Origin of the sequence: Streptomyces sp. NPDC088745 (assembly GCF_044751045.1) — a bacterium.
Classification (GTDB): Bacteria; Actinomycetota; Actinomycetes; order Streptomycetales; family Streptomycetaceae; genus Streptomyces; species Streptomyces cremeus.
Window position 1 is genome coordinate 76,410 of the sequence record NZ_JBIVLB010000008.1, and the last position, 13,121, is coordinate 89,530.

Genomic DNA, 13,121 nt, shown 5'->3' on the forward strand with positions numbered 1-13,121 from the left:
TTCCGCCACGCCGCGACCCGTGCCGGGGCCCGGCCCGGCCGGCCGTGCGACGGCACCTCGAACAGCACCCCGAACGCCGGCCCGAACCACGCCCTGAACAGTGCAATGTTGAACAACAGCCGTGAAGGCTGCGGTGCGGCCCGAACGATCCAAAACACCCCGTTCCGGTCAATCCGGCCCGGGCGGGAGGAGCGGGTCAAAGGGGCGGCGTGCCTGCGCACCGGGCGGGAAGTCCTCGGGCGGACCCTCGCGTCGGACCGATTCGAAGATGTGCCAGAGTTGCCACCTCCGGGCCGGGAGCACGTACCGTACGGCGCAACAAGGCGGGAGACCGGGAAGGGGCAGCTGGGTTGACCACGCACGCACCGCAGGCGGCACACTCGGTGACGCTGCCTGCCTCGCTCGACGAGGCGGTGGCGGCTCTCACCGCCATGCCCGCCGCCGTGCCCGTCGCGGGCGGCACCGACCTGATGGCCGCCGTGAACTCCGGGCACCTGCGCCCCTCCGGACTGGTCGGCCTCGGCCGGATCAGCGAGATCCGGGGCTGGCAGTACCAGGACGGGCACGCCCTCCTGGGCGCCGGTCTCACGCACGCCCGGATGGGCCGCCCCGACTTCGCCGCCCTCATCCCCGCCCTCGCGGCCGCCGCCCGCGCGGCGGGCCCGCCGCAGATCCGCAACGCCGGAACCCTCGGCGGCAACATCGTCACCGCCGCCCCGACCGGCGACTCCCTTCCGGTCCTGGCCGCCCTGGAGGCGACCCTGGTCGTCGCCGGTCCCGGCGGTCAGCGCGACGTCCCGGTCTCGCACCTGCTGGCCGGGCGCGCGATGCTGGAACCCGGCGAGCTCATCGCCTTCGTCCGCGCGCCCCTGCTGCACGCCCCGCAGGTCTTCTTCAAGGCCACCGGCCGCACCGGCCCCGGCCGCGCGACGGCCTCCGTCGCCCTCGTCCTGGACCCGGCCCGGCGCGGCGTGCGCTGCGCGGTGGGCGCGATCGCGCAGATGCCGCTGCGTCCGCTGGAGGCCGAGGCGTGGATCGCCTCGCTCATCGACTGGGACGGCGAGCGGCGCCTCGCCCCGGAGGCCTGCGAGGCGTTCGGCGAGTACGTCGCCGCCGCCTGCATCCCCGACCCGCCCCAGCCGACCGACGGGACGGAGGCGCCACCGCTGGCCCCCGCCGTACTGCACCTGCGGCGCACGGTCGCCGCGCTGGCCCGACGAGCACTGGGGAGGGCACTGTCGTGACGGACAACACCGAGCACACCGAGCGCGCGGAGCACACTGAGCACGCGGGCTACGCCGAACGCGCGGGGTACGCCGAACAGGCGGAGCACGCCGAGCAGGCGGGGGAGCCGGGGAACGCCGGCGGGCCCGACCACCGGACGCCGCACGCCCCGGCACTGGGCCTGGTCTCGCACGGCTGGCAGCCGACGCCGCAGAGCGGGGAGTACGACGCCGACGCCACGGCGTTCGTCCAGCTGCCCGAGGGCTTCGACCTCGGCCGCACCGGCACCCCGCTCGCCGCGCCCGGCCACGACTACGTGCCCCCGCACATCACGGCCCCCCTGGAGACCGGGACCTGGAACGTCCACCTCCATCAGGACCCGCCGCCCTACCAGGACCCGCTGCCCTACCAGGGGCCGCAGGACCGGGGCACGCAGTCCTACGGCACGCCGCCCCACGGCGTACCGGGGTACGAGGCTCATGGGGCTCACGGCGCGCAGGAGGCTCCTGGGGTTCAGCCCCACCAGGCACCGGCCGCTTCCGGCTGGCCCGAGGCGGGGCACGACGCCGGTGCGACCAGTCAGTGGAACTTCACCGAGACCCTCGGCCCGTCCTCCTCCCCGACCGCCGCGGGGGCCGCCGCTCCCGGCCGGGGCTCCGCGAACGACGGGATCGGCTCCGTCACCGACGGCACCGACGGCGTCGGCACCGCTGCCGGCGCACCCACGGGCCAGTGGGCCGTGCCGTTCACGGGCGAGGACTCCCGGGACGACTCGGGCGAGTACCCGGCGTTCGGGGCCGTCCCGCCGACCACGGAAGCCGAGGCCGAGACCGTAGCCGCAGCCGGGGCCGCGACTGCACCGCACGCGCCCGGTGAGCCCGGCGCACCGGCCGGCCCCTCGGACCACCCGGCGGGGCCGCACGCCCAGGCAGGCCCGGCCCCCACGGCCGCTCCCGTCCCCCCGGCGACGCCCTGGCAGATGCCCGGCACCCCCGCGACCCTCCCCGGCGGCGCCCCGGCGCCCTGGGCGATCCCGCCCGTCCAGCCGGCCGGTACGACCGAACCCTCCTCGAGCGACGGTGCGCACCCCGGCGACGGTGCCCGCGTCACCGATGCCGCACCCCTGGGCGACGGTGCGCATCCGGCCCAGGAGGCCCCCTTCGACGGCCCCCAGGAGCCCGCGTTCGGCACTCCCGCCGCAGGGACCCCCCTCCCCGCCCCGGACGCCTTCGCCCCCGACGCGGAGGCCGACGCCCCCGGTCCGGCCGAGACCCCCGACGCGCCTGCGACGGAGCCCGCCCCGGAGGCTCAGGACACCGCCACCGAGCTCGGGGGCGCCCCCGGCGACGGACTTCCCGCGGACGAACTCTCCGTGGAAGGACTTCCGGGGGACGGACTCCCCGGCGACGGCACCCCCGCCGACGTTGACCCCGCTGACGGTGACCCCGCCCCCTCCGCTTCCGAACCGGCCGCCGAGGCAGCAGCCCACGATGTCGAAGGAGCCGCCGCGCCCGAGGCGGCCCTCGCGTCCGAGGCGGCCCTGGCACCCGAAGGAGCCCTCGCACCCGAGGCCGCCCCGGCCCCGAATTCGGCGGACCTCCCAGACCTTTCGGACCTCCCGCGCTCGCCGGCCGCTCCGGCCGACGACCCGGAGGCGGCCCCCGCAGCCCTTCACGAGGCTCCGTCCGGTGACGCCCCGGCCGCGGCCCCGGAGCCCGAGACCGGTTATGGCACCGAGCACGCTCCGGACTCCGGCCTCGTGGCCTCCCCGGAGGCGGCCTTCGCCCCGTCCTACGCCGCCCCGCACGAGCCCCCGCCCTTCCACGACGCGCCCAGCGAACACCCCAGCGCCTCCTACGTCCTGCGGGTCAACGGCGCCGACCGGCCCGTCACCGACGCCTGGATCGGCGAGTCGCTCCTGTACGTACTGCGCGAGCGTCTCGGCCTGGCCGGTGCGAAGGACGGCTGTTCCCAGGGAGAGTGCGGCGCCTGCGCCGTCCAGGTCGACGGACGCCTCGTCGCCTCCTGCCTGGTGCCGGCCGCCACCACCGCCGGCTCCGAGGTCCGTACCGTCGAGGGGCTGGCCGCCGACGGCGAACCCTCCGACGTCCAGCGGGCCCTGGCCAACTGCGGTGCCGTCCAGTGCGGCTTCTGCATCCCCGGCATGGCGATGACCGTCCACGACCTCCTCGAAGGCAACCACGCGCCGACCGAGCTGGAGACCCGGCAGGCCCTGTGCGGCAACCTCTGCCGCTGTTCCGGCTACCGGGGCGTCCTGGAGGCCGTACGCGACGTCGTCGCCGAACGCGAAGCCGCCGCCGAGGCCGCCGCCACCGGTCACGCCTCCGACGAGGCCCGCATCCCGCACCAGGCGCCCCCCGGCGCGGGCAGCGCCCAGCACACCCTTCACCACCCGCACGACGGAGGCATGGCGTGAGCAACGACGCGGCCACCGCGACCGCAGCGCTCGGCGGCACGCAACAGGAACAGCCCGCCCACGGACTCGGCGCCTCGCTCCCCGCGGCCGATGCCCGCGCCAAGACCGAGGGCACCTTCCCGTACGCGGCCGACCTGTGGGCCGAGGGCCTGCTGTGGGCGGCGATCCTGCGCTCGCCGCACGCGCACGCCCGGATCCTCTCCGTCGACACGACCGCCGCGGCCGCCATGCCCGGCGTGCGCGCCGTCGTCACCCACAGCGACGTACCCGGGGACCCGCACTACGGCCGCAAGGTCATCGACCGTCCGGTCTTCGCCTACGACCTGGTCCGCCACCACGGCGAGCCGATCGCCGCCGTCGCCGCCGACCATCCCGACACCGCCCGGCTGGCCGCCGCCGCGATCGCCGTCGAGTACGAGGTCCTCGAACCGGTCACCGACCCCGAGCAGGCCTTCGCCGCCGAACCCCTGCACCCCGACGGCAACCTGATCCGGCACATCCCCCTCAGCTTCGGCGACCCCGAGGTCACCGGCGAGGTCGTCGTCGAGGGCCTGTACCGGATCGGCCGCCAGGACCCCGCCCCCGTCGGTGCCGAGGCCGGGCTCGCCGTGCCGCGACCCGACGGCGGCGTCGAGATCTACACCGCCTCCACCGACCCGCACACCGCCCGCGACCTGGCCGCCGCCAGCTTCGGCCTGGACCGCGAACGCGTGAAGATCGTCGTCACCGGTGTGCCCGGCGCCACCGGCGACCGCGAGGACGCGGGTTTCCAACTCCCGCTTGGCCTGCTGGCCCTGCGCACCGGCTGCCCGGTCAAGCTGGCCGCGACCCGCGAGGAGTCCTTCCTCGGCCACGCCCACCGCCACCCGACCCTGCTGCGCTACCGCCACCACGCGGACGCGGAGGGCCGCCTGGTCAAGGTGGAGGCCCAGATCCTGCTGGACGCGGGCGCGTACGCGGACGACTCGTCGGAGTCCCTGGCCGCCGCCGTGTCCTTCGCCTGCGGCCCCTATGTGGTCCCGCATGCCTTCGTCGAGGGCTGGGCCGTCCGCACCAACAACCCCCCGTCCGGCCACGTCCGCGGCGAAGGCGCCCTCCAGGTGTGCGCCGCCTACGAGGGGCAGATGGACAAGCTCGCCGCGAAGCTGGGCCTGGAGCCCGCCGAGCTGCGCATGCGCAACGTCCTGGCCACCGGCGACCTGCTGCCCACCGGGCAGACCGTCACCTGCCCCGCCCCCGTCGCCGAACTCCTGCGGGCGGTACGGGACTTCCCGCTGCCCACCCTCCCCAAGGACTCCCCGGAGGAGGGCTGGCTGCTGCCCGGCGGCCCGGAGGGCGCGGGCGAACCCAGCGCGGTGCGCAGAGGCGTCGGCTACGCCCTGGGCATGGTGCACATGCTGGGCGCCGAGGGCGCCGACGAGGTCTCCACCGCCACCGTGAAGGTCCATGACGGCATCGCCACCGTCATCTGCGCCGCCGTCGAGACCGGCCAGGGCTTCACCACGCTGGCCCGTCAGATCGTCCAGGAGACCCTGGGCATCGACGAGGTGCACGTGGCCTCCGTCGACACCGACCAGCCCCCGGCCGGGCCGGCCTCCCACGGCCGCCACACCTGGGTCTCCGGCGGTGCGGTCGAGCGGGCCGCCAAGATGGTCCGCACCCAGCTCCTCCAGCCGCTGGCCCACAAGTTCGGCATGTCCACCGAACTGCTCTCCATCGCCGACGGCAAGATCACCTCCTACGACGGCGTCCTGAGCACCACCGTCACCGAGGCCCTGGACGGCAAGGAACTGTGGGCCACCGCCCAGTGCCGCCCGCACCCCACCGAGCCCCTGGACGACACCGGGCAGGGCGACGCCTTCGTCGGACTCGCCTTCTGCGCGGTGCGCGCCGTCGTGGACGTCGACATCGAACTCGGCTCCATCCGGGTCGTGGAGATGGCCGTGGCCCAGGACGTCGGCCGGGTCCTCAACCCGGCGCAGCTCGCCGCCCGCATCGAGGCCGGGGTGACCCAGGGCGTCGGCGCCGCCCTGACGGAGAACCTGCGCACGCCGCGAGGTCTGGTGCGCCATCCCAACCTCACGCACTACGCCCTGCCGACCTCCCTGGACGCCCCGGACATCCGGATCGTCAAGCTGGTCGAGGAGCGTGACGTCGTCGCACCGTTCGGTGCGAAGGCTGCCAGCGCGGTGCCCGTCGTGACCTCGCCGGCCGCGGTCGCCTCGGCGGTGCGGGCCGCCACCGGCCGACCGGTCAACCGGCTGCCCATCAGGCCCCAGGCGGCCGTGAGCAACCCGTAGTCGTGGAGCCGCGCGGGTGACCGGACCAGGTACCGGTCACCCGCGTCCGGCCTGACCGCCGGTATTCGCTCCGGCCCGCCCGTCGGCCCCCTGTGCCAGGCCCGCCTGCCGGTCACACGCTTCCGGGCCGCCTGCCGGTCACACGCTTCCGGGCCGCCTGCCGGTCACACGCTTCCGGCCCGTCCGTCGGCAACCCGCGCCCGGCCCGCCTCGTGCGGGCCCGAGCCGCGTCGTAACTCATGAGACGCGTACGGCAGTTCTGGATACGGTCCTTTCATGGTCGATTCCACAATGGCAGAACTGGACTCCGCCGTCGTTCTCGTGACGGGTGCGATGGCCGCGGGGAAGTCGACCGTCGCCCAGGCGCTCGCCGAACGGCTGCCCCGCGCCGCCCACGTCCGCGGGGACGTCTTCCGGCGGATGGTGGTGACGGGGCGCGTCGAGATGACCCCCGACGCGGGCCAGGAGGCGCTGGCCCAACTCCGGCTCCGCTACCGGCTCTCCGTCGGCACCGCCGACGCGTACGCGGCGGAGGGGTACACCGCGGTCGTGCAGGACGTCGTCCTGGGGGAGGAACTGGAGAGGTACGTCGGTCTGGTGCGCACCAGGCCGCTGTACGTCGTTGTCCTCGCCCCGGACGCGGATGCCCTCGCCGCCCGGGAGGAGGGCCGGGCGAAGACCGGGTACGGCGAGGGCTGGACCCCGGCGCTCATGGACCGGGGTATGCGGGAGACCACCCCGAGGATCGGGCTGTGGCTGGACTCGTCGGGGCTGACCCCCGAGGGCACGGTGGACGAGATCCTGGCGCGGCTGGACGAGGCGCGGGTGAGCAGGGCGCGGCCGAGCGGGGCGCTGTCGAGCGGGGCGTAGAGCCTCGGGGGCTCTGCCCGTTTTCCCTATGCAGTTCACAAGGAACTGGTCGCCACAGCGACTCCGCACCGACATCCACGGCACCGACATCCGTGCGTGGAAAAGAGTGTTGCACCCGGGTCTGACAACCGGCCTCTCACCGGCTCGGCACCTGGTCCTGCACCGTTTTTGGCACGCGTCCGCTCTTCTCCGCCCTCCGGAGCACCGCCTGCGTGGCCCCTTGCCGCCGCCCAGTGGTCCACGCCACCATGCGGGGCGCGACACGACGTGCCGGCGGGACGGGAGAGGCGTGAGGGACTTCATGGGTGAGAAGCATGCGGTGGACGGGGTGGACGGGGTGGACGCGGCGGGCGGGGCGGGTGAAGTCCGTACCAGGAGGAGCCCAGAAGCGGCTCTGAGCCGACGGAAGCTGGGTTTCCTCGCAGGCGCGGGGCTCGCGAGCCTGGCCCTGCCGGGGTCCGCGCACGCGGAAGCACCCGCTCCGACCGGTCTCACCGCCGGTTTCGTCAGTTCCGCAGGTCCCGCAGGTTCCCCCCGCTCCTCCGACTCCGCTCGTCCCACCGACTCCGCTCGTTCCTCCGACTCCGCCGGCTCCGACGACCCCGCCCCCACCGCGCTGCGGGCCGCGTTCCTCGGCACGTACACCACACAACCCGGCGGCGGCACCGGCATCGGCCTGGCCACCTACCGGCCCGGCCGGGGCGAGCTGGCCTCGACGGGCGTGCTCCCCGGGATCGCCAACCCCTCCTACCTCGCCCTTTCGCCGGACCGGCGCACGTTGTACGCCGTCAATGAGCAGACGGAAGGAGCCGTCACCGCCGTCCGTGTCGGTCCCGGCCGCCCGACCGAGTTGCTCGGATCCAGGCCGGCGGGCGGAGCGGACCCGTGCCACCTGTCGGTGCACGGAAGGTTCCTGCTGAGCGCCCACTACACGAGCGGCAGCGTCTCCGTGCACCCCCTCGGACGCGACGGGGCGCCAGGGGCGGTCAGCGATGTCGTGCGGCACGAAGGCTCCGGACCCGACCCGGAACGGCAGGAAGGTCCCCACGCGCATCAGGTCGTCACCGACCCGGCGGGCCGGTACGTCCTGGCCGTCGATCTCGGCACGGACACCGTGCACACGTACCGGCTCGACGGCCGGAAGGGGACGCTCCGTGAGATGAGCCGCGCTTCGCTGCGGCCCGGTGCTGGACCGCGTCACCTGGTCTTTCATCCGTCGGGGAGGTACGTCTACCTCGTCAACGAGCTCGACAGCACTCTCGTGGTGTGCGCGTACGAACCACGAACCGGAACGCTCACCCCCGGAAAACGACAGCCGACCCTCCCGCGCGGAACAGTGCTCAACGAGCGCAATTACCCAGCCGGAGTGATCATTTCGGCGGACGGGCGCTTCGTGTACGTGTCCAACCGGGGCCACGACAGCATCGCCGCATTCGCGGTCCGGCGAGGCGGGGCCGAGCTGCGCCCCCTTTCCCTGACGCCTTCCGGCGGTTCGTACCCGAGGCACATCGTCCTCGACCCGACGGGTCGGCTGCTGTTCGCGTCCAACCAGAAGTCGGGAAAGGTGACGACTTTTCGCGTGGACCGGGAGACGGGGCGTCTGAGCTCTGCCGGCGCGGCTTTGGAATCACCTGTTCCGGTCTGTGTGCTGCCGCTCTGAGCAGGGGATTTGGGGTGCTCGCGGTCGATTGTCAGTGGCGGCGTCTAGTCTTTTTCGTACGCGGAGATCCTGCGCGGGAAAGTCAGTGATGGAGGTGCGGACAAGAGGCCGTGATCGGAATCGAACCGACGTAACTCGCTTTGCAGGCGAGCCCCTGAGCCACTCGGGCACACGGCCGTGTGCGGAACAGGCTCACGGAGGAATCGACGTGGCGCCGACTGCTCCCCGGAGAGCGTGTTCCTTGGCAACTCCAGAACGGTAGAACGGAAAGGGAAGCCCCCTCAAGGGGCGTCGGCAGTGTGCAATACGACTGCCACATCCCGTTCACAGAGCGCTGTACGCATCGCCGGGCGGCGGCGGTCGGGTCGGCCATGGGGTCAGCTGTGCTCCGCCCCGCCGGAGGGCGGCCGGTCCTACGACCAAGGGCGGACCCCGGTTACCTCCTGGGGACAGGGGTCCATGCCGGGATTGGCCCTTACCCTGAGGCCATGACCGTGCTGGGGCCCCGCGACGCCGATGTCGCACCGACCGACACTTCTGACACCCCCTACGAATCGCCTTCCGGCACGCCGACGACATCCAAAGCGACAGCCGCCGGGGCACGCACCGACGGGCTTGGCACTCCCGCGATGGCGGCCGAGGCGTCCCAGGAGCCGGGAGACGCCGCCGGGGCGATGCCGGGGGGCTCGCCTGCCGAGGGCGTTGGGGTCGGGCCGATCGGGCGGGCCGGGCCGAACGGGTCAGCCGGGACGGCCGGCTCGGCAGGTTCGGATGGCTCGGCAGGTTCTGCCGGTTCGGCCGGGGCGAGCGCGCCGGCCTCGCCGTCCGTGCCTGAGGGGGTGCTGGGCAAGACGCACCGGGCGCTGAGCATCGGCATCGTGTCGGTCGTCCTGCTCATCGCCTTCGAGGCGACGGCCGTCGGTACGGCGATGCCGGTCGCGGCGCGTGAGCTGCACGGCATTCCGCTCTATGCCTTCGCGTTCTCGGCGTACTTCACCACCAGCCTCTTCGCGATGGTGCTGTCCGGTCAGTGGGCCGACCGGCGGGGCCCTCTCGCACCCCTGACCACGGGCATCGTGGCGTTCGCCGCAGGGCTGCTGCTGTCCGGCACGGCGCAGTCCATGCTGCTGTTCATTCTGGGGCGGGCCGTCCAGGGGCTCGGCGGCGGACTGGTGATCGTCGCCCTGTACGTGGTGATCAGCCGTGCTTATCCGGAGCGGCTGCGACCCGCGATCCTGGCCGCGTTCGCCGCGAGCTGGGTGATCCCCTCGGTCGTCGGGCCGCTCGCCTCCGGGGCGATCACGGAGAACCTCGGCTGGCGCTGGGTGTTCGTCGGCATTCCGGCCCTGGTGGTGTTCCCGCTGGCGCTCGCCCTGCCGGCGATCCGGCGGATGGCCGCCGGGCCCGCCGACCCCGAGGCGCCGGTGCCGCCCTTCGACCGCAAGCAGATCCGGTTGGCGCTGGGTATCTCGACGGGTGCCGGACTGCTCCAGTACGCGGGCCAGGACCTGCAGTGGCTGTCGCTGCTGCCCGGTGCGGCGGGAGCCGCGCTGCTGGTGCCAGCGGTCCTCGGGCTGCTGCCCAGGGGCACCTATCGGGCGGCGCGCGGGCTGCCGTCGGTGGTGCTGCTGCGCGGGGTCGCTGCCGGCTCGTTCATCGCGGCGGAGTCGTTCGTGCCGCTGATGCTGGTGACCGAGCGGGGGCTGTCGCCGACGATGGCGGGGTTGTCCCTGGCGGTGGGCGGGGCGACCTGGGCCTTCGGATCGTTCGTCCAGTCGCGGCCGCGCATGGAGCCCTACCGGGAGCGTCTGGTCTCGTTGGGCATGGTGCTGGTCGCGGCGGCCATCGCGGCCGTGCCGACGGTTCTCCTTCCGGGGGTCCCGGTATGGGTCGTCGGGGTCGCGTGGGGCTTCGGGTGCTTCGGGATGGGCATGGTCATCGCCTCGACCAGCGTCCTGTTGCTGAAGCTCTCCGCCCCCGAGGAGGCGGGCAGCAACTCGGCCGCCCTCCAGATCTCCGACGGCCTGTCCAACGTGATGCTGCTGGCGGTCGGCGGTGCGGTCTTCGCCGGCCTCGGCGGTGGTTCGGTCGCGGCGCACTCCACGGTCGTGGGCGCGGCCGGGGGCTCCCACCCGACGGCGTTCGCCGCGGTGTTCCTGCCGATGGCGTGCGTGGCGCTGGTGGGGGCCTGGGTGGCGACGCGGCTGCGCGAACGGGACGCCGCGTAGGGCCCGGCGGGCCTGCGGCGTATCCCCTGCCAGGACGTTCTCGGCTCAGCCCGGATGTCTTGGCGGCGCGACACCGACCCGAACATTCTGGCGGCATGACACCGGCTCGCCCGGACCGGCGGGTGTAGGGGTCGGGGGCGGCTCCGGAGTGGGCCGGGAGGGGCAGTGGCGGGTCCCGGGCAGGGCTGGCAGGTCCGCAGGTCGGCGGCGGCCCCGGGACGGGCCGGTGGCGGGCCCGGGCCGGGCTGGTCGGGGCGGAGATCGGCGGCGGGTTCCGGCTGGCCGGGCTGGGCCGGCCAGCCGGCAGGTCGGCAGTGGGACCGGTCCTACCTGTCGGGCTGGGTTGTGAGCTGGGTCCCACAGAGGCCGCCCGGACGTGCTCGCCGCACGTTGCGGGTGGAGCGCCGGTAAGGTGGCCCGGTTGTCGTACGGGCCCCGGAAGTCATCCGGCCGGTTCTCCGCGGCAACCGCCACGTACCCGACGCTGCGACCGGAGACCGTGACTACTACCACCTCCCACCACCTCTCACCCGCCTTTCCCGGCCGTGCTCCCTGGGGCACCGCCAACAAGCTGCGAGCCTGGCAGCAGGGGGCGCTGGAGAAGTACATCCAGGACCAGCCGCGCGACTTCCTCGCGGTGGCGACGCCCGGCGCCGGCAAGACGACCTTCGCGCTGACGCTCGCCTCGTGGCTGCTGCACCACCACGTGGTGCAGCAGGTCACGGTGGTCGCCCCGACCGAGCACCTGAAGAAGCAGTGGGCGGAGGCCGCCGCCCGGGTAGGGATCAAGCTGGATCCCGAGTACAGCGCGGGACCGCTCAGCAAGGAGTACCAGGGCGTCGCGGTGACGTACGCCGGCGTCGGCGTACGCCCGATGCTGCACCGCAACCGGTGCGAGCAGCGCAAGACGCTGGTGATCCTCGACGAGATCCACCACGCCGGCGACTCCAAGTCGTGGGGCGAGGCGTGCCAGGAGGCCTTCGACCCCGCGACGCGCAGGCTGGCGCTGACCGGCACCCCCTTCCGGTCGGACACCAACCCGATCCCCTTCGTCCAGTACGAGGAGGGGAACGACGGAATCAGGAGGTCCTCGGCCGACTACACCTACGGCTACGGCAACGCGCTGGCCGACGGCGTCGTGCGGCCCGTGATCTTCCTCAGCTACAGCGGCAACATGCGGTGGCGCACCAAGGCGGGCGACGAGATCGCTGCGCGGCTCGGCGAGCCGATGACCAAGGACGCCATCGGGCAGGCCTGGCGGACGGCCCTCGCGCCGACCGGCGAGTGGATCCCGAACGTCCTGGCCGCCGCCGACAAGCGCCTGACCGAGGTCAGGAAGGGCATCCCGGACGCCGGCGGACTGGTGATCGCCACCGACCAGGACTCGGCCCGCGAGTACGCCAAGATCCTGAAGAGGGTCACCGGCGAGAAGCCCACCGTGGTCCTCTCCGACGAGAAGGCGGCGTCGAAGAAGATCGACCAGTTCAGCGCGGACGAGTCCCGCTGGATGGTCGCGGTGCGCATGGTGTCGGAGGGCGTCGACGTGCCGCGCCTCGCGGTCGGGGTGTACGCGACGACCATTTCCACACCGCTGTTCTTCGCGCAGGCCGTCGGGCGTTTCGTGCGGTCGAGACGACGCGGCGAGACGGCGTCGGTGTTCGTGCCGACGATCCCCATGCTGCTCGACTTCGCGAACGAGATGGAGGTCGAGCGCGACCACGTCCTCGACAAGCCCAAGAGCGGCAGCGAGGAGGAGAACCCCTTCTCGGAGGAGGACAAGCTCCTCGCCGACGCGGAGCGGCTGGAGGACGAGGAGACCGAGGACCAGTTGCCGTTCGAGGCGCTGGAGTCGGACGCGGTCTTCGACCGGGTGCTGTACGACGGGGCCGAGTTCGGGATGCAGGCGCACCCGGGGAGCGAGGAGGAGCAGGACTACCTCGGGATTCCCGGCCTGCTGGAGCCGGACCAGGTGCAGCTGCTGCTCCAGAAGCGGCAGACCCGGCAGATCGCGCACAGCCGGCAGAAGCCCGCCGCCGAGGCCGACCTGCTGGAGAAGGCCGCCGAGGCCAGGCCGGTCGTCACCCACAAGCAGCTGCTGGAGCTGCGCAAGTCGCTGAACACGATGGTCGGGGCGTACGTCCATCAGAGCGGCAAGCCGCACGGTGTCATCCACACCGAGCTGCGCCGGGTCTGCGGCGGCCCGCCGAGCGCGGAGGCGACGGCCGGACAGCTCAAGGAGCGGATCAAGAAGGTCCAGGAGTGGGCCACCCGGATGCGGTGAGACCCGCACCCGCACAAGTACAAGGGAGACAGGGAAGAGGGCGAGACCTCGGGAGCGACTGCGGGCGGGCTCCCGGGAACGGTCGAGGACGGGTCCCCGGGAATGGTCGAGGACGGGTCCC

General features: G+C 73.5%; 7 protein-coding genes and 1 tRNA gene. 7 read left to right on the forward strand and 1 reads right to left on the reverse strand.

Features of this window, described 5'->3' with window-relative positions:
• The first annotated feature begins 350 nt into the window (after positions 1 to 350).
• From ACIP93_RS21835 to ACIP93_RS21855, 5 genes are all read left to right on the forward strand, one after another.
• Positions 351 to 1,244 carry an FAD binding domain-containing protein gene (locus ACIP93_RS21835; protein WP_345222487.1) on the forward strand — a complete coding sequence of 298 codons (894 nt, stop codon included), beginning with the start codon at positions 351 to 353 and terminating at the stop codon, positions 1,242 to 1,244.
• Complete coding sequence (locus tag ACIP93_RS21840; protein ID WP_401761109.1) at positions 1,241 to 3,661, forward strand: 2Fe-2S iron-sulfur cluster-binding protein; 2,421 nt, start codon at positions 1,241 to 1,243, stop codon at positions 3,659 to 3,661. Before ACIP93_RS21835 ends, ACIP93_RS21840 begins: the two co-directional genes overlap by 4 nt.
• A complete protein-coding gene (locus tag ACIP93_RS21845; RefSeq protein ID WP_401761110.1) occupies positions 3,658 to 5,961 on the forward strand; it encodes a xanthine dehydrogenase family protein molybdopterin-binding subunit in 2,304 nt (767 codons plus the stop codon). Before ACIP93_RS21840 ends, ACIP93_RS21845 begins: the two co-directional genes overlap by 4 nt.
• Before the next feature lie 276 nt (positions 5,962 to 6,237).
• A complete protein-coding gene (locus ACIP93_RS21850) occupies positions 6,238 to 6,831 on the forward strand; it encodes an AAA family ATPase (protein ID WP_401761112.1) in 594 nt (197 codons plus the stop codon).
• 301 nt (positions 6,832 to 7,132) lie between these two features.
• On the forward strand, positions 7,133 to 8,491 hold the full coding sequence (locus tag ACIP93_RS21855) for a beta-propeller fold lactonase family protein (RefSeq protein ID WP_401761113.1): 1,359 nt from the start codon (positions 7,133 to 7,135) through the stop codon (positions 8,489 to 8,491).
• A gap of 105 nt (positions 8,492 to 8,596) precedes the next feature.
• Here ACIP93_RS21855 and ACIP93_RS21860 read toward each other — a convergent pair.
• Positions 8,597 to 8,668, reverse strand: a tRNA-Cys gene (locus ACIP93_RS21860).
• Between the two features lie 452 nt (positions 8,669 to 9,120).
• On the opposite strand from ACIP93_RS21860, the gene ACIP93_RS21865 reads away from it, so the two are divergent.
• Positions 9,121 to 10,719, forward strand: a complete 1,599-nt coding sequence (locus tag ACIP93_RS21865; protein ID WP_401761395.1) for an MFS transporter — start codon at positions 9,121 to 9,123, stop codon at positions 10,717 to 10,719.
• Between the two features lie 499 nt (positions 10,720 to 11,218).
• Positions 11,219 to 13,000: a DEAD/DEAH box helicase gene (locus ACIP93_RS21870; protein ID WP_345222500.1), complete on the forward strand. Its 1,782-nt coding sequence runs from the start codon at positions 11,219 to 11,221 to the stop codon at positions 12,998 to 13,000.
• Positions 13,001 to 13,121 lie beyond the last annotated feature (121 nt).